The organism is Flavobacterium sp. 1355, assembly GCF_017833415.1.
Classification (GTDB): Bacteria; Bacteroidota; Bacteroidia; order Flavobacteriales; family Flavobacteriaceae; genus Flavobacterium.
In genome coordinates this window covers 65,934-87,301 of record NZ_JAFICC010000014.1, presented here as the reverse complement: position 1 = coordinate 87,301, position 21,368 = coordinate 65,934, and the positions used below count along the sequence as shown (strand labels likewise).

The following is a 21,368-nucleotide window of genomic DNA, read 5'->3' as shown; positions in this document are numbered from 1 at the left end:
TAATAATTTAAAAATAAATAATAATAGAATTATGAGTGATGCTTTTAATAATGTATTCCATTATTTAAGAAAAGAGGATATTAATATTGACAGAAAGGAGTTTTTATTTCAAGTTCAAGCCCATCCTAGTTACCCCAGCATATTAGCTATTACCGACACACTTTCTTTTTTTAATATTGATAATGGTGTTTTTAATGTAACTTTTGATAAAATAGAATTATTACCTGACAGGTTTTTAGTAATCCTTAATGAAAAAATTAATGATACTCACATTTACTTTGCTGAAATAAGAAAAGGAAAAATTTTTGTTATGCGTAATGAAAAAGCCCAGCTTATTTCTAAGCAAGATTTGAAATCAAAATGGGGGAATTTTGTGCTTTGCGCAGAAAAAACAGCTGATTCTATTACCACACAAAAATCTAAAAATTTATTGTTTTGGCTTTTCCCTTTGCTTTTTATTTTATTATTTTTTACATTATCTATTATAGAAGGAAAATCGCATGTATGTGCCCTATTTCTGCTATTACCTATCTTTGGAGCACTATTTTCGATTGCAGCTTTTAAGGATCTGTTAGGTAGTAAAAATGAAATCATTAACGCTTTTTGTAATTTTTCAGCATCCACAAGTTGTAAAACTATTATGGATACTAAAAAATGGAAAATATTTGAAATTGTAAATTTGAGCGATTTAAGTATCGTCTTTTTCAGTTATCAGATTGTAGCATTTAGCATTGCCTTTGTTAGTAATAATGTAACAGATTTTATATATCTTCAAAAAATTTTACTTCTTTTAACTATCCCGATAATCTGTTTCTCATTCTATTACCAAAAAATAGTTGAAAAAAAATGGTGCCCAATTTGTTTAGCAATAATTACTATTATTCTTTTAGAATTGATTACTACAACTATACTGTTTGATACTATATATGTATCTTTTAAGAATGTTTTAATTTCAGGAATTATTTTTACTGGATTCAGTGCTATTTGGCTTTTTCTAAAACCTGTTTTAACAAATATCAAAGAATTAAATGAATTGCAATTTGAAGGAACGCGCTTTATGAAAAATTATCAAATTTTTAAAACTCTACTAATTTCAGGAGCTAAAACAACACTACCTCAAGCTTCTATAGCTTTAGGAAATATTTCCAGCAAAAAAGTACTAACCATTATAACAAATCCATTTTGTGCTCCATGTAAAGAGGTTCATGAAATAATGTCAACAATTTTAAAAGCTCACCATGCTGAAATTCGAGTTAACATAATTATTAACGCCGATATGGATACAGCAGGAGAAGAAAACCAACCTCTTTTAAGACTTTTACTCGCTATATTTTTACAAAAAGGAGAAACTGCATATTTAGAAGCAATGCATAATTGGTATGAATTGCAAAATGTTGAGCAATGGACAAAAAAAAATACTATTGATTACGACATTGTTTTGATAGATACCATTTATAAAGAACACAAAAATTGGTGTATAGATAATAATTATAATGCCACTCCAGCAATTTTTATTAATGGTTATAAATATCCAAAAACTTATCCAAGAAAAAATCTACAATTTTTTATAAATGATGTAATCGACGATGATTTTATTATCGAAGAAATAGTAAATTTTGATTTAAAAAAAGAAGCAATTGTATATTGATAAATAATGAAAAAAAAAATAAATTCAATTGCCATTCTAATTTGCTGGTCAGGCTCCTACCCATGGTACTTTCCTTACTTCATTCATTCTTGTAAATATAATATTGACATTGATTTTTACATCATTACTGATAATAAGGAAACAATTTTAAATAAACCATCAAACGTTAAAATAATTGATAAGTCGCTTGAAGAAATAAGAGAAGAAGCATCTAAAAAATTAGGATTCAAAGTAAATATTGACTATCCGTATAAACTCTGCGATTTCAAACCTGCATATGGATTTATTTTTTCGGAGTTAATAAAAGGATATGACTTTTGGGGGCAAAGTGATATTGATATCATTTATGGAAATATTCGGGATTTTTTAACTGATGAACTATTAAATACTTATGATTTTATTAGTATGCGACACGACTACACAACAGGTTGCTTTGCTCTATATAAGAATAATGATTTGATGAATAATTTTTTTAAGAGAAGTAAGGATTTTAAAACAGTTTTTACATCCCCTGACCATTATTGTTTTGATGAATGCAACTTTGTCTGGGATGATTTAACGATGGGGAAATCAATATTTGAGTTAAAGACTAATATTGAAAGCTTTACACATTTAATAAAAAGTGCAGAAATTTCAGGTGAGATTAAACCACATTTTGATTTTATTCTTCTAGAAGGTTTAACTGGTCAAATAACTTTTGATAATGGTAGAATCTATTATAAAAACAAATATGAAGGCATAATGTATCACTTATTTTGGTTTAAAAAATTCTATAAACCTAAAAAAATAATAAAAAAAATTCCAGATAAATATTTTATAAGTAAAGCAAAAATTTACCATTCACGTAAATCTAATTGATTTCAGTTACTGCGGAATTGAAATCCAAACGACGTTGATAAATATGAAATTAAGATAAAAATTAAAAGCTTACAATCCCTTTAATAATCAAAAGAAATACAAGTCAGTTAATTATTAAAGATTCAAAGTAAAAGATAGCGTAGTGCTATCTTTTTTTGTTAAGTTCAAAAGGGTATCTTTGCCGCTTAAATAAAAGAAAACAGTCTTTTTAAGAGCTAGAGACTAAATTAGATACGTATATACCTAAAACATTACAACTGTCTGATTTAAAGAAACTTAACAATATGAATTACTTATCTGTAGAAAATATATCCAAATCATTTGGCGAGAGAACTTTGTTTGACAACATTTCTTTTGGGATCAATAAAGACCAAAAAATTGCTTTTATTGCAAAAAACGGTTCCGGTAAAACAACCATTATGAGTATTATTAATGGTCTGGACGAGCCTGATACTGGTCAGGTTGTTTTAAGAAAAGGAATTAGAATGGCTTTTCTTTCGCAAGACAACAATTTACAGGAAGAACTGACTATTGAAGAAAGCATTTTCGCTTCAGATAATGAAACTTTGAAAATTATTGAAGCCTACGAAAAAGCATTAGAAAATCCGGATGATGAAGAAGCGTATCAAAAAGCCTTTGACGGAATGGACCGACACAATGCGTGGGATTTTGAAACACAATACAAACAGATTCTATTTAAACTAAAACTGGAAGATTTTAAACTAAAAGTAAAAAATCTTTCTGGAGGGCAAAAAAAGCGTCTTTCATTGGCCATCATTTTGATTAATCGTCCCGACCTGTTGATTTTAGATGAGCCAACCAATCACTTGGATCTTGAAATGATTGAATGGCTGGAAAGTTATTTTGCAAAAGAAAACATTACTTTGTTTATGGTTACGCACGACCGTTTCTTTTTAGAGCGTGTTTGTAATGAAATCATCGAACTCGATAATGGAAAACTATACCAGTACAAAGGAAATTATTCTTATTATCTGGAGAAAAAAGAAGAAAGAATAACTTCTGAAAATGCCAGCGTTGATAAGGCCAAAAATTTATTTGTAAAAGAATTGGAATGGATGCGCCGTCAGCCAAAAGCGAGAACGACAAAATCCAAATCACGTCAGGATGATTTCTATATTATCAAAGAAAAAGCACAAAGCCGTAGAAAAGAAAATAAGGTCGAGCTTGAAATTAATATGGAACGTATGGGAAGCAAGATTATCGAGCTTCACAAAATTTCTAAAAAGTTTAAAGATCACGTTATTCTTGATAATTTCAGTTTTGATTTCCAACGAGGAGAACGTATCGGAATTATTGGTAAAAACGGAACCGGAAAATCGACTTTCTTAAATCTTCTTACGGGAACGATTCCTCTTGACAGTGGCCGTGTGGTAAAAGGTGATACTATAAAAATTGGGTATTATACACAAAGCGGAATTAATCCGAAACCAAATCAGCGCGTAATAGATATTATTAAAGAATACGGAGAATTTATTCCGCTTGCAAAAGGCAGAATGATTTCAGCCTCGCAATTGCTGGAGCGTTTTCTTTTTGATGCCAAAAAACAGTATGATTTTGTAGAAAAGCTAAGCGGGGGAGAATTAAAACGTTTGTATTTATGTACCGTTTTGATTCAGAATCCAAATTTCCTGATTCTCGATGAGCCAACAAATGACCTGGATATTGTAACACTTAACGTTCTTGAAAGTTTTCTTTTAGATTATCCGGGATGCCTGCTTGTTGTATCGCACGACCGTTATTTTATGGACAAAATTGTCGATCATTTATTTGTTTTTAGAGGAAATGGAGAAATTGAAAGTTTCCCGGGAAATTATTCCGATTTCAGAGCCTATGAAGACAGTGCAGACGTTGCTCAGAAAGAAGAAAACAAAGCAGAAAAGAAAGACTGGAAACAAAATAATCCAACCGGAAATCTGTCTTTCAACGAACAGAAAGAATATCAAAAACTTGAAAGAGAGATAAAAGATCTTGAAATTGAAAAAGTCAAAATCGAACAATTATTCTCTGACGGAAAAGTAGCTGATGCTGATATCGAGAAAAAAGCAAACGAATTGCAAAATATAATCAATAAAATAGATCAGAAAGAAGAACGCTGGTTTGAATTATCAGCTAAAATAGAAGGATAAGATTATTCACAGAGATTCACAAAGAAAAACGCAGAGTTACTCCAAAATTTATTTTATTCTTTGTGAATCTTTGTGCTTTTCTTTGTGAATCTCTGTGAAAATAAATCATGCTGCACATCATAAAATCATATTTAAAATTCTTATGGCATTCTAAAAACGAACATGCCGTTCATTCGCCGTTTGTATTTAATTTATTGACAAAATGTTTTTATGACAAAAAGCAAAAACCGGAATATTCTATATTAGAAAATTATAGAAAATCACTGCTTCAAAATAAAAACTTTATTGAAGTGACCGATTTTGGTGCTGGTTCAAGAATTTTTAAATCAAATAAAAGACAAATTTCAAAAATAGCTTCAACTGCCGGAATTTCTCCAAAACGAGCAGAATTATTATTTCGTGTAACGCATTATTTTAAACCTACAACTATTCTCGAAATAGGAACTTCTTTGGGACTGGCTACTTCTGCCCTTGCCTTAGGTAATCTAAAAGCAAAAGTTACAACAATTGAAGGTTGTCCTCAAACAGCAAATGTTGCACAAAATCAATTGAATCAGTTTAACTGCAAAAATGTAGACACCATTGTTTCTGAATTTGAATCTTTTTTAGTTTCTGAAAATCTACAATCTACAATCTATAATCTAATATATTTCGATGGAAATCATTCTAAAAAAGCAACTTTAGCTTATTTTGATTTGCTATTGCCAACTATTGACAATGATTCGGTTTGGATTTTTGATGATATTCACTGGTCTTCGGAAATGGAGGAAGCATGGAATAGTATTAAAAGTCATCCAAAAGTAAAAGTAACCATTGATACTTTTCAATGGGGATTTGTTTTTTTCAGACGTGAGCAGGAAAAAGAACATTTTATTATAAGGGCATAAAAAAATGGCAACCATTGCTGATTGCCATTCTTAATAATAATTGTTACAATTTTTTTATTTTTTAGCTGCTGCATTTTCATCAGATTTCGCTCCCATTCTGTTTACAGTATACATTGGAGCAAATTTCACTTTTAAACCTGCAATTTTTCTGTTGTCCTCAGAAGAAAGACCTTCTTTTTCTACAGTATTTTTACGGCTGTCAAGTGCTTCATAAAGTAATTTGATTTCATCCCAGTCTTCACGAGAATAACTATCTTTATTATCTTCAACTGTATGAACAAATTGTTGGTAGACACTATGAATATTTTGGGCATTTACCCATGAAAAACTCATATCATCACCAATTTTTCCTTCTCCAAACAATGCATTACGCAATTGTTGTTTAGGACTTGGCGCTGGTGGGGCAAAAACGGTGGTCATTTCATTTTTAAACTCTTCGTATTTTACTTTGCTTTCATTAATTTTTTCTGTTTCAGCAGTATTGTCTTTAAGATCTGCAAGTGCCAACTGAGCATTTTCTGCTCTTCTGTTGTATTCTGCATCAACATCTTTCCAGGTTGCTTTTAGATCTTCTGCTTTTACATTTTTAACAGAATCGACATACGATACATAGGAGTCGATTGCTTTTTTTGCATTTTCCTGTTTCTCGTCTTTACAAGAAGTAAAACTTATAGCTAGTAATGCTAATCCAAATAAAATTTTTATGTTTTTCATAATTTTGTTATTAAATATTATTAGAACAAATATAGTTAAAAAATGATATAAAAATAAATTATTTTCAAAAATTTAATATTTAATATGAATTAAATTTAATAAAAAATTAAAAAAGTGATAATTATGTAAAAACATTACAAAATAATATAACAGAGATTGCATTAAATAAAATACACTAAGGCTACTTATAATATTTGTAACATAAATCAATTCCGGGCTACTCATCTGAATATTAAAAAGTGTTTTGTACTTTTAAAACCAAAATTGTAAAACGAATGGCAAATCCATTAATTAAAATAACTGACATTAAACGAAATTTTGTTCTTGGAAATGAAATCGTTTATGTGTTAAAAGGTATTGATCTTGAAATAAACAAAGGTGAATATGTTGCCTTAATGGGACCTTCGGGATCCGGTAAATCAACTTTGATGAATTTGCTTGGCTGTCTGGACACACCTACATCCGGTCATTATGTTTTGAACGGAAAAGACGTCAGTAAAATGCGTGATGATGAACTGGCAGAAATTAGAAATAAAGAAATAGGTTTCGTTTTTCAGACTTTTAATCTTTTACCAAGAACAACTGCCTTAGATAATGTTGCATTACCAATGATATATGCCGGACATCCCAAATCAGAAAGAACAGCACGTGCCACCGAAGTCCTGAAACAAGTAAATCTTGCAGACAGAATGGATCACCAGCCCAATCAGCTTTCGGGCGGACAGCGCCAGCGTGTTGCCATTGCGCGCGCACTGGTAAACAAGCCGTCTATTATTTTGGCCGATGAGCCTACAGGAAACTTAGACAGTAAAACGTCTGTAGAAATTATGAAACTTTTTGGTGATATTCATGCACAGGGAAATACTGTAATTCTGGTAACCCACGAAGAAGATATCGCGGCTTATGCACATCGTATTATTCGTTTACGTGATGGTGTAATAGAAAGCGACACAACTAAATAATTGTAGATTTCTGATTTTAGATTTTAGATTACTTGTGTAACTTATACTTTGTGATTTTAAATCAGTTTAAAACAGTTTTAGATTCCAAATATTAAATCTAAAATCAGAAATCTAAAATCTAAAATAAATGAAGGTATATACAAAAACAGGAGATAAAGGAACAACAGCTCTTTTTGGAGGCACCCGCGTTCCTAAAGATCATATTCGTATTGACAGTTACGGAACTGTTGATGAACTGAACTCCTATATAGGACTAATTCGCGATCAGGAAATGGATTCACATTACAAAACCATTTTAATAGAAATTCAGGATCGCCTTTTTACCGTTGGCGCCATTTTGGCAACGCCACAAGAAAAAGAGGTGATGAAAAATGGCGAATTGCGATTAAAAAATCTTGGAATTATAGAATCTGATATCGAATTGTTAGAAAATGAAATTGATAAAATGGAAGATACACTTCCGCAAATGACGCATTTTGTTTTGCCGGGTGGGCACCCAACCGTGTCACATTGTCATATTGCAAGATGTATTTGCCGACGTGCAGAGCGTTTGGCAGTCCATCTAAGCCATAATGAACATGTCCCTGAAATAGCCATTAAATATTTAAACCGACTTTCTGACTACCTTTTTGTCTTGGCACGGAAGTTGTCGTCTGACCTAAAAGCGGAGGAAGTGAAATGGATTCCGAGGAAATAAAATTTTAGATTTTAGAGTTCAGATTTTAGATTATTAAGATTTAAAAATCTAAAATCAACAATCTAAAATCCGCAATATATAGAGACGTTCTTAAATTTTCTTAAAATAAATCAAAATTTACTTGTCTTTTTCAGTAAAAAATTTATTTTTGCACAAACTAAACAGATAACAGATGTATTGGACATTAGAATTAGCATCTTATTTAAGTGATGCGCCATGGCCTGCTAACAAAGACGAACTTATAGACTACGCTATTAGAGCTGGTGCTCCATTAGAAGTAGTAGAAAACCTTCAGTCAATCGAAGATGAAGGCGAGATATATGAATCAATGGAAGAAATTTGGCCTGATTATCCAACAGACGAAGATTATCTTTGGAATGAGGATGAATATTAAAAAATAAACCAAAGAAAAAGTCTCTCGTTAAGGAGGCTTTTTTTTTGGTTCAAATACATATTAAATAATAAAGAAATATAACAATCATGAGTTTCATAAACAGTATTATTAAAGTCTTTGTAGGTGATAAATCACAGAAAGATGTCAAAGCTTTACAACCTTACTTAAATAAAATTAAAACATTCGAAACTAGCTTAATGAGTTTATCTAATGACGAATTAAGAAACAGAACTGTTTATTTTAAGGATAGAATAAAAGAAGCAAGAGCTGACAAAGATGCTAAAATTGCTTCGCTTAAAGCGGAAGTAGAAAACATCGAAGACATCGACAAAAGAGAAGATCTTTATGATGCTATTGATGCTCTTGAAAAAGAAGCTTACGAAATTTCAGAAAAAACGTTAATGGAAATTCTTCCGGAAGCATTTTCTGTAGTTAAGGAAACAGCGCGTCGTTTTAAAGATAATTCTTTTATTGAAGTTACTGCAACTCCAAAAGACCGCGAATTTTCAGCAACAAAAACATACGTTACTATTGAAGGTGACAAAGCAATCTGGGCTAATAAATGGAATGCTGCCGGTAAAGAAATTACATGGGACATGATTCATTATGATGTTCAGTTAATTGGTGGTATGGTTTTGCACGAAGGTAAAGTTGCCGAAATGCAAACGGGTGAAGGTAAAACTTTGGTTGCTACACTCCCATTATACTTAAATGCTTTGACAGGAAACGGAGTTCACTTAGTAACGGTGAATGATTACCTGGCAAAACGTGATAGCACGTGGAAAGCACCTTTATTTGAATTTCACGGTTTAACTGTTGATTGTATCGACAATCACCAGCCAAGTACAGAAGCCAGAAAAAAAGCATACGACGCAGATATCACTTACGGAACCAATAACGAATTTGGTTTTGACTACTTAAGAGATAACATGGCACACTCGCCAAGCGACTTAGTACAAAGAAAACACAATTATGCTATTGTCGATGAGGTCGATTCTGTATTGATTGATGATGCAAGAACACCACTTATTATTTCGGGTCCGGTTCCTCAGGGAGATCGTCATGAATTTAATGAACTGAAACCAAAAATTGAGAACTTAGTGGCGCAACAACGCCAGTTAGCAAATGGTTTCTTAGCAGAAGCTAAAAAATTAATCAAAGAAGGAAACACTAAAGAAGGTGGATTCTTATTGTTAAGAGCTTACAGAAGTTTACCTAAAAATAAAGCATTAATTAAATTTTTGAGTGAAGAAGGAATTAAACAATTGCTTCAAAAAACCGAAAATCAATACATGCAGGATAACAATCGCGAAATGCATAAAGTTGATGAGGCTTTGTATTTTGTAATTGAAGAAAAAAACAATCAGGTAGAATTGACTGATAATGGTATCCAATACCTTTCAGGAGATACTGATCCGGACTTTTTTGTACTTCCGGATATTGGGACTGAAATTGCTGCTATCGAAAAACAAAAATTAGACAAAGACGCTGAAGCAGAAGCCAGAGAAAGATTATTTCAGGATTTTGGTGTAAAAAGCGAGCGTATTCATACTTTAACACAACTTTTAAAAGCGTATGCTTTATTTGAAAAAGATGTGGAATATGTAATCATGGACAACAAAATTATGATTGTCGATGAACAAACTGGCCGTATCATGGATGGCCGTCGTTATTCTGACGGTTTACACCAGGCTATCGAAGCTAAAGAAAATGTAAAAATCGAAGCTGCTACACAAACTTTTGCAACTGTAACATTACAGAACTATTTCAGAATGTACAGCAAATTGAGTGGTATGACAGGTACAGCAGTTACAGAAGCTGGAGAGTTATGGCAGATTTATAAACTGGATGTTGTTGAAATTCCAACAAACCGTCCAATCGCAAGACAAGACAAAGAAGATTATATCTACAAAACAACACGTGAAAAATTCAACGCTGTTATTGAAGATGTAACACAATTATCAAACGCAGGAAGACCTGTATTGATTGGAACAACTTCTGTAGAGATTTCAGAATTATTAAGCCGAATGTTGAAAATGAGAGGCGTTACTCATAACGTTTTGAATGCTAAAATGCACAAACAAGAGGCACAAATTGTTGAAGAAGCTGGTAAAGCCGGAGTTGTAACTATTGCAACAAATATGGCTGGTCGTGGTACCGATATTAAATTATCTCCAGAAGTAAAAGCTGCAGGAGGTTTAGCAATCGTGGGTACAGAACGTCATGATTCCCGTCGTGTCGACAGACAGTTACGTGGTCGTGCAGGACGTCAGGGAGATCCGGGAAGTTCTCAATTCTACGTATCTCTTGAAGATAACTTAATGCGTTTATTTGGTTCTGAAAGAGTTGCAAAAGTGATGGACAGAATGGGATTACAGGAAGGTGAAGTGATTCAGCATTCTATGATGACCAAATCTATCGAACGTGCTCAGAAAAAAGTAGAGGAAAACAACTTTGGTGTTCGTAAACGTTTATTAGAATATGATGACGTTATGAACTCACAGCGTGAAGTAGTGTACAAACGTCGTCGTCACGCATTGTTTGGTGAGCGTTTGAAACTTGATATTGCAAACATGCTTTACGATACTTGCGAGCTAATTGTAAGCAATAATAAAGTAGCAAACGATTTTAAAACTTTTGATTTTGATTTAATCCGTTATTTCGGAATCACTTCTCCAATTTCTGAAGCAGATTTTACAAAATTATCTGATATCGAAATCACCGGAAAAGTGTACAAAGAGGCTTTGGCTTTCTATACAGAAAAAACAGAAAGAAGTGCAAGAGAAGCTTTCCCAATCATCAAAGGAGTTTATGAAGAGCCAAACAATCATTTTGAAAGAATTGTAGTTCCATTTACAGACGGAATTAAAACTTTGAATGTGGTTACTGATCTGAAAAAAGCTTACGATAGTCAGGGAGATCAATTGATTGCTGACTTCGAAAAAAATATCACTTTATCTATTGTTGATGAAGCGTGGAAAAAACATTTACGTAAAATGGACGAATTGAAACAATCTGTTCAATTGGCTGTTCACGAACAAAAAGATCCATTGCTTATCTACAAATTAGAAGCTTTTAATTTATTTAGAAGAATGTTGGACAACGTTAACAAAGAAGTTATTTCATTCTTATTCAAAGGTGATTTACCGGCTCAAAACGTTCCTGAAATTCACGAAGCAAGAGAAGTTCGTCAAAAAGAAAACTTCAAATTAAGCAAAGACGAAATTGTAAACAGCGAAGACATCAACCGTGAAGCCGGAGAAACGCAACAGCGTCACGTTACCGAAACGATTGTTAGAGATATGCCAAAAATCAACCGTAATGATACTGTAACAGTTCAGGAAGTTGCAACAGGTAAAACTGAAACAATGAAATTTAAAAAAGCAGAATCTTTAATTGCAAATGGCGAATGGGTTCTTGTTAAATAATAAAATTATAACTAATCCGATAGGTTTTCAATCTGTTATAATAATATAAAAAAGATCCCCGAACATTTTTTTGTTTAGGGGATCTTTTTTTAACCAAAATAAACTAACTGTTATAATTTATTACATGAAAATAAAATTACTTTCTCTTACCATAATAATATTAGCCCTATTCATTTTAACAAACTGCTCTTCTGATGAAAATAGAGAAACAAAAGAATCTGAATGTAAAATTTTACGTTACAACAAAATAACAACTGATCTTTACGAAGTACAGTTAATTTATCTAAATTCTCTTTTGGTAAAAAGAGAACATTATGGGAATACTGCCTCAGGATCTAGTGGAAACGTAATATATGGCAAACTTTCGGAAGACAGTATTGTATATAACCCGAATAATACAGTTGCAAAAATTGTCTATAAAAAAAACAACCATTACGACCTTTTTTTCTATGAAGAAAACTCGACAGTTCCTTATAAAAGAGAAAATATAAAAGTCTCTGATAACGGTTACACAACAAAATGGATTGAAAATATTAAATATGATTCTAAAAACAGAATTCTTCAAACCATAGGAGATTATGAGGATGATGAAACCGAAGTTTATAAAATAACAACAAATTATACTTATGACTCAAACCATAATTTATTACAAGTTTCAGAAATTAATAATCCATTAGATGGAAATAAAATCGAAAAAATAATCAACTTTTCTAACTTTGATTCTAATAAAAATCCCTTTCTAAACATTAATGTACCTTTTGTAGATTATAGAAACAGGGCATACTCTAAAAATAATTACAGAAAATATATTTCTAAAAGCATTTATAAGGAAAACATAAGCACAGATTTTTTTTGGGAAATAAGCTCATATCAATATAATGAATTTGGATACCCATTATTTGCAGAGTACGAATGTAATTAAAATATATTTTGTGGTTGTTTTTTCTAACTGCCGATTTTTTTTGCAAAATGACAAAAATCATACTACTTCAAAACAATAAAACTGTATTTTTGCATTTCGAACAAAGAAAAAGCTTTGAAAAGATTTTTTATCATATTACTTTCCTGCATGCTTTTGGTGCCATCATTTGGCAGTTTCTTTGTTTATACCTCATTCAAATTAAATCAGGAAGAAATTTCAAAAACCATCTGTGTACAACGGAAAATGGTTTTTAATTCTTGTAATGGCCGATGCGAACTTCAAAAAAGTTTAAAAAAATACGCTGACAATGAAAAAAGAATGCAAAACAATCTGAAAGAAAAAACAGAAGTAGTTTACATTCAAAACACAGCAACCGCTAATTTTAAATTAGTAACTCCTATCCAGTCTTCTGAAAAACTTTTTGCTTCTTCTGATAAAAAACCAATTTCGGTTTCGAACAGTACTTTTCACCCCCCATCCTTTTTTATATAAATTTTAGCTGCACTTTTCAATTCAAAACTGAAAAGATTTTTTCTTGGTTTTAAATCAGGGAAAAACACGTGTTACTTTTCAAAATTTATATAAATTAAAATGAAAAAAATATACTTTACCCTACTAATCATAGGGCAATGTGTCTTTGCTCAGAACAAAGTCGAGAAAGACACAACCAGCACTCAGGAACTTGAAAATGTTTTTGTGACTGCCAACCGCACAGCAACTTTGCGTAAAGAAACGCCTGTTGCCATTAGCAAATTGACAGCCAAAACTATCAATGAAGCCAAAGCAACAGCGGTTTACGAAATCATCAATAAAACACCCGGCGTATTAATGGTCAATTTAGGAAACGAGCAGCATATGATGTCGATTCGACAGCCAATGACCACAAATGCTTATTATTTATATCTTGAAGACGGTTTACCAATTCGCCCAATGGGAATTTTTAATCACAATGCTTTATTAGAAATAAACCAGTTTAACCTTCAAAGCATTGAGGTTGTAAAAGGCCCTGTTTCATCTTTGTATGGACCGGAAGCCGTTGGAGGAACTATAAATCTAATTTCATTGAAACCACCAGTTGATCCGGAATTTAAGTTTGGAGTTCAGGCAGATAATTATGGTTACAGAAGATTTCAGGCTGCGGGAGGAGCAACAATAGGGAAAATTGGTTTTCATATTGCAGGGATTTCAAGTTTACAGGAAAACGGCTGGATGACATATTCAGATTACAACAAAGACAATCTGAATGCCAGAATCGATTATAACATCTCTCCTTCTACCCGATTGATTAGTAATACGATGTATGGAAAATACTATTCAGATATGAGCGGGAGTGTTAATGAAGAAGCTTTTAATAACAGAACTTATAAAAGTACAACTGATTTTACCTATAGAAAATCAGATGCTTTAAGAACCCGATTAACACTTGAGCATGATTGGAATGATAACTCAAGCAGTTACATTACCGCTTATTTGCGTGATAATAAACTGGGACAAAATCCTTCTTATGGTATTAAATGGAATCCGGACCCTACCAAACCGGACCCCTATTATCCTTCTCAAAAAAATAACCCTGAAATTGCATATGGAGAAGTTAACTCAAACAATTTTAAAAGTTATGGTGTTACAGGACAACATATTCAAAAATTTGATTTTTTAAATACCAAACTTGTTGCCGGAGCTTTATATGATTATTCTCCTGTAATGTATTGGGCATATCGAACAGATTTACGTGCTATATTAAATCCTGGTGAAATTGGAAAACAAACTGTTGAACATTATGAACTAATAGAAGAAAGACCTGACTTAAAGATAGCAGATTATAGCGCTGATATTTTTAATACGGCAGGATATGCACAATTGAGTTTTAATCTGATTGAAAAATTACTGATTACTATTGGCGGTCGATATGACAATATGAAAATTAATTATGATAATGCATTAGATAATTCTACAGGAAGTAAAGTTTACGATAAAGCTACTTTTAAAATTGGTATCAATTATAATCCGGTTGATTTTGCCGGTTTTTATGGTAATTATTCACAAGGCTTTGCTCCTCCTGGTATCACTTCAATTTTTAGAACCAAACCGGGAACTGGCGGCACAACGGGAGTTCCAGCTGATTTTTATTATAATCTGGAACCGGCAACTTTCAATAATTATGAAGTTGGCGGATGGATTTCTTTGTTTGAAAATAAATTAAATTTCGACTACGCTTTCTATTATATGGAAGGAAAAAACGAACTTTTAAGCATCAAACTTCCTGATAATTCAACAGATTATCGTTCAGCCGGAGAAACGCGTCACAAAGGAATTGAATTTGGCGCCTCATACAAGCCATCTAAAGAATTCAATATTCGTCTTGGCGGAACTTACGCGCAACATACTTATATCGATTTTAAACTTTCGGACAAACCTTCTGACCCAGTTCAGAATTTAAATGGAAAAGAAATGCCGGCAGCTCCAAAATGGTCCGGAAACTCTGAAGTAAGTTATTATCCAAACTGGCTTCCAAACCTTAGAACTTCTATTGAGTGGCAGTTGGTTGGCAGTTATTATCAGGACCAGATCAATACCGTAAAATACGACGGATACAATTTGTTTAATGCCAGAATTGGATATCAATGGAAAAAAATTGAGATCTATGGAAATGTCCTGAACCTTACTGACAAATTATATGCCTACAATGTTTCCAGAGCCAATACAACGGGAGCCCAGCCAACTTATACAGCAGCAGCACCCAGAACTTTTGTTTTTGGAATTCAGTATAATTTTTCATTAAAAAAATAAGTCCTAGCCACAGATTATTAAAAATCCTTTAATCTATGGTAACTAAATCAGACAAATCATAAGACTATAAATATGAGCAAAGAAATAAAAGAGAAAAAATCTAAAAAGAAAGATTCCAAAATTATCAGGAAAATTAAACAGCACATGTACAAATGGCATCGTACAATTGGCTTGATTACAATTATTCCAGTAATTTTCTGGACATTATCCGGTTTAATGCATCCGTTTATGGCGCATTTTTTTAAACCCGAAATTGCACACGATAAGATAGAGCAGCAAGTTATTGATAAAAAGCAGCTGCAGTTTTCTATTCAGGAAGTTTTAAAGCAAAATTCTATCAATGATTTCAAAAATTTCAGAATCATTTCCTTTAACAATGCTACTTACTATCAGGTAAAAATGATTCCCGGAGATTTATTATATTTTAATACCTCTAATGGTAAAAAGCTTGAAAACGGAGATCAGAAATATGCGGAGTGGCTTTCTCGTTACTTTCTTGACGATCAAAAAAGTGCGGTAAAAAAGAGTGAAATTGTCACCGAATTTACTTCGCAATACAAATATGTCAATCGTTATTTGCCCGTTTACAAATTAAGTTTCGATCGCCCTGACGCGATGGAAATTTATGTAGAAACATCTTCGAGCAAACTGGCTACTTATAATCCGACTTCGAGACAGGTCTTTATCTGGTTTTTTGACACTTTTCATAACTGGTCTTTTATTGATGCCATTGCCAACAACAGTATCCGAATTATCACGATGATTTTCCTATTGTCAATTATTGCATTTTCTGCTCTAAGCGGGATTCTAATTTATGGCTTGTTATGGAAACAATTCAAGAAAGTGGATAGTTTGCAGGCTAAAAAAGGATTGAGAAAATACCATCGTCAAATTGGGATTTGGGTTTCGCTGTTTACGCTAACTTTTGCATTTAGCGGTGCCTATCACGCTACCACAAAATGGTCGCCTTATACATTGTCACAAATGGTGTATGAACCAACATTTTCTACCAAAGAAATTCCGGTTGCGAGCAACAATCTGAATTTAGACTGGAACCGTTTTGAAAATATCGGCATAATTACACTTAACGATACCATCTATTATCGTTGTCAGCTTACTGAAAAAGAAAACCGAAAATTCAGAAAACCGAAAGGAGATTCTAAATGGAAGAAAAAACAGGATTCTAAATCAGAAGTAGTTTACATCAACGCTACAACAAATCAAATTACGCCAAATATTGATCTTGAATACGCAGATTTTTTGGCCTATTATTTTACAGACGGAACACCAAAGGGAGCTTGTTGCGAAATGGACGAAACTTCGCATGAAGAACCTCAGCCAGCTCTGGAAAATGCCAAATTGTTAGAATCAAAAGTTTTAACTGATTTTGAAAGCAGAGAATATGGTTTTGTCAATAAAAGACTGCCAGTAATAAAACTGACTTATGACACTCCCGAAAAAACATCATATTTTATTGAAACAGCAACATCAAGATTGGCAGCTGTTGTTACACCCGCAGATAAAGTAGAAGGTTATTCTTTTGCTATTTTTCATAAATTCTTATTTATGGATTGGGCAGGAAAAAACATTCGTGATCTGGCAACCGTTTTAGCAGCGCTGTCAATCCTAATTGTTAGTATTTTAGGATTTATTTTGTTTTTGAAGAGTAGGCAAGCTCTGAGATACTAAGATTCAAAGTTTTTTTCGCCACGAATTCACCAATTATTGATAATAAAATATTCGTAAATTCGTGGCGAAAAACTCACCCCAATTACCAAAAAGTGATTGGGAATTATTTATATTTGGTAACTAACAAACCTTTTACAAGAAAGAATTGAGAAAGAAGATTCAGTTTTCGTTATTATTAATTTGGGCAGTCTGTTTTAGTTATTTCTTTATTTTAATGCTGAAGCTAACCTGGCAGTATATTCCGCTAAAAAATGATGCTGCTTTTCTTCAAATCAAACAAACCGAAGTTTCTGAAATCCCATATTACATTCTCTTCTTTTACATCCATGTTTATTCGGCAATTTTTGTTTTGCTTTCCGGATTTTTTCAGTTTAACCATACTCTTTTAAATAAATATCCTGTTCTGCACCGGAATCTCGGAAAGCTATATGTTTTTGTAGTTCTGTTTTTAAGTGCGCCTTCGGGGTTATTTATTGGTTTTTTCGCTAATGGAGGATTTTATTCTAAAATATCTTTTGTCACTTTATCCGTTTTATGGTTTTACTTTACTTTAAAAGGCTTTCTGTTTATTAAAAACAAAAAAATCGTACAGCATAAGGCATTTATGCTTCGAAGTTTTGCTTTAACATTTTCCGCCGTTACCTTGCGTTTTTGGAAGGTTATTCTTGTATATTTGTTTCATCCTGCGCCAATGGATTTATATCAAATTATAGCTTGGTTGGGCTGGATTCCGAATTTATTAATCATAGAATATTATCTTTATCATCAATCAAAAAAATGAAAAACCTTCTTTATTTATTTTTAGCCATCTTACTTTTTTCCTGTAATTCTAAAGAAAAACAACCACAAATCAGTGATAATAAAATGCCCGAAGAAATCCGAACTGATTTATACGGTTCATGGGTTGGCGATTTTGTTGTTGCAGAACGTGACACAACCCAGCCCGAAAAAGAAAGATATAGTAATAAGATCAATATTGTTATCAAAAAAATTACCAAAACAGAAGTTACAGGACAAAGTATCGTTGCAGGTAATAACAGACCGCTTGCAGGTACAATGAAAAGAACAGGAAATACTATTTCTTTTACACTAAAAGAACCAGGCGATGATAAAAACGATGGTGTTTTTACTTTCGAAATACAAAATGATACACTTTTAAAAGGAACATGGACAGCAAATAATCCTAAAAAAGAAGTCCGAAAAAGAAAATTTGAACTAACTAAAAAACAGTTTAAATACGACCCTACAGTAATGCTTCCGGATAACGATATGTATGTTGATTATGAAAATCCAAAAGAAGAGGAAGTAACTTATGAAGAAGAGAATGAAGATGAAGAAACAAAAGACACTACAAAAACCGAAACTTATTTTGAAAATGTATACAGAATGGCATCTGAAAGCATTTTAAAAATCAATTCTTCGACACAGAAATTAAAAGAATCTGATGTTAAAAACTTAAAAAAGATAGATTTAGAAATTCTTAGAAATACCATTTTTGCCAGACACGGACTTTCTTTTAAAACGAAAACAGTACGTCAGTTTTTTGATGATGTCGAATGGTATATTCCGGTTTCGACTAGTGTTGACAATCAATTAACAACTATAGAAAAAGAGAATATTGTATTATTAAAACGTTTTGAAAAATACGCAGAAGATAACTATGATTCTTTTGGAAGGTGATTTTTAAAGATGCTAAGGTTCTGAGTTGCTGAGATACTAAGTTTTTTCTCAACGACTCTCCTGCAAGGTTTCCAAAACCTTGTAGGTATATTTTTTTTCGCCACGAATTACACGATTTTCCACCAATTTTTAAATTAATTAATTCGTGTAATTCGTGGCGAAAACTTTTCATATTTAAAAGAATATTCCAAATACCTTCAAGGTTTTGGAAACCTTGAAGGAAATCGCTATTTCTGATTTTCCTCGTAATAACGTGCTTCGATTCTCTTAATATCTTTTATAGAATTTTTAGCCCAAGAAAGGCGTTTTTCTAATATTTCTTCATCAGATAAATGCCAGTCAATATCTGAATTTCTTAGCCTGTTGGTTAGATTTTGAATGATGATTGCTGCCGAAACAGAAATATTCAGACTTTCTGTAAAACCTACCATTGGTATTTTAAGAAAACCATCTGCTCTGTCCAGAATTTCCTGAGAAAGTCCGTCGCGTTCTGTACCGAAAAACAAGGCACTTGGCTTTGTAATATCAAAATCCTCCAGTAAACAGTCGTTTTCATGAGGTGTTGTGGCAATAATCTGGTAGCCTTGATTTTTTAAGGCAGAAACACAATTGGTAATCGAATCAAACTGATTGATGTCTACCCATTTTTGAGCACCCATTGCAATTTCTTTATCGATTCTTTTACCATAACGCTGCTCGATAATATTAAGTTCCTGAATTCCAAAAACCTCACAGCTTCGCATCACTGCGCTTGTATTGTGCATCTGAAAAACATCCTCAACTGCAATTGTAAAATGTTTTGTACGATTCGCCAAGACTTTCAGGAATTTTTCTTTGCGGTTATCAGTTAATATATTTTCGAGGAATGCGAGGTAATCTAAATCAATCATTTTGGTTTTGTTTGCCGCAAAAATACTAAAAAAGAATTGCTTATAAAGTAACGCTAATTCCTTCAGGCCAATTGCCCTTTTATTTTTTCGTCCAGGATTTTATATAAATAATTAACCTTTTCGACATCAATCGGTAATTTTTCAGTTATATATACATCACCTGTAAAAACATTTTTTTCATTTTTAGAATGTTTTTTTAGCCGTTCATACATTTGGTCAACTTCTTCGATATAGTAATCGGCATTTATAATTGTCAAAAATCTTTCTAAAATAGATTTCATCCCTTCGTTATAATTGTACACCCAAACATTTGAGTCTTTTTCATAAAAATCACTATAGGCCTTAAAATATTCCTCAAGCACAACTGCACCATATTGATGAAAACCAATTTGTTCAATTTGTTCATTATTAATCCCGAAAATTTTTGATGGAAGCAGGTTTGGCACCATGTGCATTCCTCTTAATTTTGAATGGGATTTTAAAACCTCAACAGGATTTCTATAAAGCAGTACGAAAGGCAGATTTGGAAAAACATCTCTTAATTCGCTGGTTTTAAATATATGCCAGGAATCAAGTTTTATAATTAAATTCTTTTCTTCGGGAAATCTTTTTTGGCCTAAGATTCTTATTATGGCCTTGATAAGATCTCTTTTTTTAGAAAGGTCAAACAATTCACTTCTCAAAATCAAATCAATAATTGGAGCTTCAGCTACTACTATATTCTGTGGAGAAACTGCTAATGATTGTGCAAGCATTGTTGAACCGCAACGCGAAACATGAAATACAAAAGCTTTTAATTCTACAGAAGCCAACTGACCGGCCCAATCAATAAGGTTTTCTGCGGTACTTATCACTTTAAATCTTTTGGAATTAACAGGATGGCTTTGGCACTTAACCAGTGTTTCTTCAAAAAATGGATCCAGATATCTTTTTTCTCCTAAATAAATCCATTCAAAATATACCTGACCGTCTTTTTCAATTAATTTATTGGGAATCCAATGCAAAAGAGGGTGATTTGTATTTTCCATATTTGAAAAATTATTGGTTTGAAAGGTTGTATCCGCTAAACTGCTAATGATAAAAGAATACAGTTTTTCTGTTGAAACTGATTCTGATTCTGAGTCGGTTCTTATAACTAAATCAGGTTTTAGAGGAATCTCATAAATATCACTTATTCCCGTAAAATTTTTAATCTTATTACTGTCCTCGTCTGGCAAAAGTGCTTTTTTATACAAACCTTTAGGATCTCTTTTAATAAGATTATCTATGTCACAATCCAGAAATACTGTTTTTACGAATTTGTACTGACCTAATTCATTCCTTAAATCTTCGTAAGGGTTTATTGCTGACATTAAGACAATCACGTTTGACTGAACCAAATCCTGACCGACATTAAAAAGCCGCCTTATGTTTTGATATCTGTCTTCTTTTGAAAATCCGAGACCACTACAAAGTGTCTTTCTGTAATTATCTCCATCTACGACTTCTACTTTATATCCTCTTGCTGACAGTAAATGCGCTACATTTTTTGCCAATGTAGTTTTACCGGAACCTGACAAACCTGTAAATTGTATTAAAATCATTTCAGAATTTCTTTTATTTAATTTCCTCTTAAAACTAAATAATTAAAAAAGGCTAAACAATAAGTATAACTACGCTTTATTT

16 protein-coding genes and 1 pseudogene are annotated in these 21,368 nt (G+C 32.4%); 14 read left to right on the top strand and 3 right to left on the bottom strand.

What is annotated here, in order from left to right; genetic code table 11:
• The first annotated feature begins 31 nt into the window (after nucleotides 1–31).
• From JOD96_RS18030 to JOD96_RS18015, 4 genes are all read left to right on the top strand, one after another.
• Nucleotides 32–1,648, top strand: coding sequence for a vitamin K epoxide reductase family protein (locus JOD96_RS18030; protein ID WP_209565619.1), 1,617 nt, complete (start codon nucleotides 32–34; stop codon nucleotides 1,646–1,648).
• 6 nt (nucleotides 1,649–1,654) lie between these two features.
• On the top strand, nucleotides 1,655–2,506 hold the full coding sequence (locus JOD96_RS18025) for a DUF6625 family protein (protein WP_245188446.1): 852 nt from the start codon (nucleotides 1,655–1,657) through the stop codon (nucleotides 2,504–2,506).
• Nucleotides 2,507–2,790: 284 nt separating this feature from the next.
• Nucleotides 2,791–4,653, top strand: a complete 1,863-nt coding sequence (locus JOD96_RS18020) for an ABC-F family ATP-binding cassette domain-containing protein (protein WP_209565618.1) — start codon at nucleotides 2,791–2,793, stop codon at nucleotides 4,651–4,653.
• 107 nt (nucleotides 4,654–4,760) lie between these two features.
• Nucleotides 4,761–5,540: an O-methyltransferase gene (locus JOD96_RS18015; protein ID WP_209565617.1), complete on the top strand. Its 780-nt coding sequence runs from the start codon at nucleotides 4,761–4,763 to the stop codon at nucleotides 5,538–5,540.
• 54 nt (nucleotides 5,541–5,594) lie between these two features.
• On the opposite strand, the gene JOD96_RS18010 is transcribed toward JOD96_RS18015, so the two are convergent.
• On the bottom strand, nucleotides 5,595–6,254 hold the full coding sequence (locus JOD96_RS18010) for a DUF6565 domain-containing protein (RefSeq protein WP_209565616.1): 660 nt from the start codon (nucleotides 6,252–6,254) through the stop codon (nucleotides 5,595–5,597).
• 275 nt (nucleotides 6,255–6,529) lie between these two features.
• Between JOD96_RS18010 and JOD96_RS18005 the strand changes: the two genes are divergently transcribed.
• The 10 genes from JOD96_RS18005 to JOD96_RS17960 all read left to right on the top strand — a co-directional run bounded on the left by JOD96_RS18005 (nucleotide 6,530) and on the right by JOD96_RS17960 (nucleotide 18,813).
• Nucleotides 6,530–7,216, top strand: coding sequence for an ABC transporter ATP-binding protein (locus tag JOD96_RS18005; protein ID WP_209565615.1), 687 nt, complete (start codon nucleotides 6,530–6,532; stop codon nucleotides 7,214–7,216).
• A 127-nt stretch (nucleotides 7,217–7,343) separates the two neighbouring features.
• Nucleotides 7,344–7,913: a cob(I)yrinic acid a,c-diamide adenosyltransferase gene (locus JOD96_RS18000; protein WP_209565614.1), complete on the top strand. Its 570-nt coding sequence runs from the start codon at nucleotides 7,344–7,346 to the stop codon at nucleotides 7,911–7,913.
• A gap of 172 nt (nucleotides 7,914–8,085) precedes the next feature.
• Entirely contained in the window at nucleotides 8,086–8,307 is a 222-nt protein-coding gene (locus tag JOD96_RS17995; protein ID WP_007138072.1) for a DUF2795 domain-containing protein, read from the top strand.
• An 86-nt stretch (nucleotides 8,308–8,393) separates the two neighbouring features.
• Nucleotides 8,394–11,735, top strand: coding sequence for a preprotein translocase subunit SecA (secA, locus tag JOD96_RS17990; protein ID WP_209565613.1), 3,342 nt, complete (start codon nucleotides 8,394–8,396; stop codon nucleotides 11,733–11,735).
• A 124-nt stretch (nucleotides 11,736–11,859) separates the two neighbouring features.
• Nucleotides 11,860–12,657, top strand: coding sequence for a hypothetical protein (locus JOD96_RS17985; protein WP_209565612.1), 798 nt, complete (start codon nucleotides 11,860–11,862; stop codon nucleotides 12,655–12,657).
• Nucleotides 12,658–12,771: 114 nt separating this feature from the next.
• Complete coding sequence (locus JOD96_RS17980) at nucleotides 12,772–13,149, top strand: hypothetical protein (RefSeq protein WP_245188445.1); 378 nt, start codon at nucleotides 12,772–12,774, stop codon at nucleotides 13,147–13,149.
• A gap of 99 nt (nucleotides 13,150–13,248) precedes the next feature.
• A complete protein-coding gene (locus JOD96_RS17975; protein WP_209565611.1) occupies nucleotides 13,249–15,444 on the top strand; it encodes a TonB-dependent receptor in 2,196 nt (731 codons plus the stop codon).
• A 72-nt stretch (nucleotides 15,445–15,516) separates the two neighbouring features.
• The gene (locus tag JOD96_RS17970; protein WP_209565610.1) at nucleotides 15,517–17,133 is read left to right on the top strand and encodes a PepSY-associated TM helix domain-containing protein; all 1,617 of its coding nucleotides are present in this window, start codon (nucleotides 15,517–15,519) and stop codon (nucleotides 17,131–17,133) included.
• A gap of 145 nt (nucleotides 17,134–17,278) precedes the next feature.
• On the top strand, nucleotides 17,279–17,914 hold the full coding sequence (locus tag JOD96_RS17965; protein WP_245188444.1) for a DUF2306 domain-containing protein: 636 nt from the start codon (nucleotides 17,279–17,281) through the stop codon (nucleotides 17,912–17,914).
• Complete coding sequence (locus tag JOD96_RS17960) at nucleotides 17,911–18,813, top strand: YARHG domain-containing protein (RefSeq protein ID WP_209565609.1); 903 nt, start codon at nucleotides 17,911–17,913, stop codon at nucleotides 18,811–18,813. The genes JOD96_RS17965 and JOD96_RS17960 overlap by 4 nt, the downstream gene beginning before the upstream one ends.
• Nucleotides 18,814–19,040: 227 nt before the next feature.
• Here JOD96_RS17960 and JOD96_RS17955 read toward each other — a convergent pair whose 3' ends face one another.
• Nucleotides 19,041–19,703: a TrmH family RNA methyltransferase gene (locus tag JOD96_RS17955; RefSeq protein WP_209565608.1), complete on the bottom strand. Its 663-nt coding sequence runs from the start codon at nucleotides 19,701–19,703 to the stop codon at nucleotides 19,041–19,043.
• Between the two features lie 62 nt (nucleotides 19,704–19,765).
• A pseudogene (gene cysC, locus JOD96_RS22485) lies at nucleotides 19,766–21,292 on the bottom strand (adenylyl-sulfate kinase); the annotation flags it as partial.
• Between the last annotated feature and the right edge of the window lie 76 nt (nucleotides 21,293–21,368).